The sequence below is a fragment of the Paraburkholderia sp. EG286B genome (assembly GCF_040965655.1).
Classification (GTDB): domain Bacteria; phylum Pseudomonadota; class Gammaproteobacteria; order Burkholderiales; family Burkholderiaceae; genus Paraburkholderia.
In genome coordinates this window covers 1-456 of sequence record NZ_JBFRCF010000165.1, presented here as the reverse complement: position 1 = coordinate 456, position 456 = coordinate 1, and the positions used below count along the sequence as shown (strand labels likewise).

Sequence of the window (456 nt, the reverse complement as noted above, 5' to 3'; positions counted from 1 at the left end):
TCGATGTGCATTTGATCGTCGACAACTATGCGACACACAAGCATCCCAAGGTCAGGGCGTGGCTGGCCAGGCATACGCGCTACCACATGCACTTCACGCCGACTTACTCAAGCTGGCTGAATCAGGTTGAACGCTGGTTTGGCCTGATTACACAGCAGGCGATCCGTCGAGGGTCGTTCAAGAACGTGCGTCAACTCATCACCAGCATCGAGCGATACATCGAGCAGTACAACCAACACGGCCGGCCGTTCGTATGGACCGCGACCGCCGATTCAATTCTCCAGAAAGTGGCTCGGCTATGCAAAGTTATTTCTGGGACAGAACACTAGTCTTACTGTGTCACATAATTAGTTGCGTGATCTATTGCCGTGCAGGAGGAGTTCCATCGTCGCATGAGCCGCAGTCCAAGCAGGATGCGCAATGTGGTAATGGAATCAGGAACGTGGCGTTGAGCGC

General features: G+C 53.7%; 1 protein-coding gene. It reads left to right on the top strand.

Annotation, left to right across the window (positions count from 1 at the left end):
* Positions 1-329: transposase (locus AB4Y42_RS44230; protein ID WP_368697896.1), on the top strand; the 329-nt coding region annotated here is incomplete at its 5' end.
* Positions 330-456 lie beyond the last annotated feature (127 nt).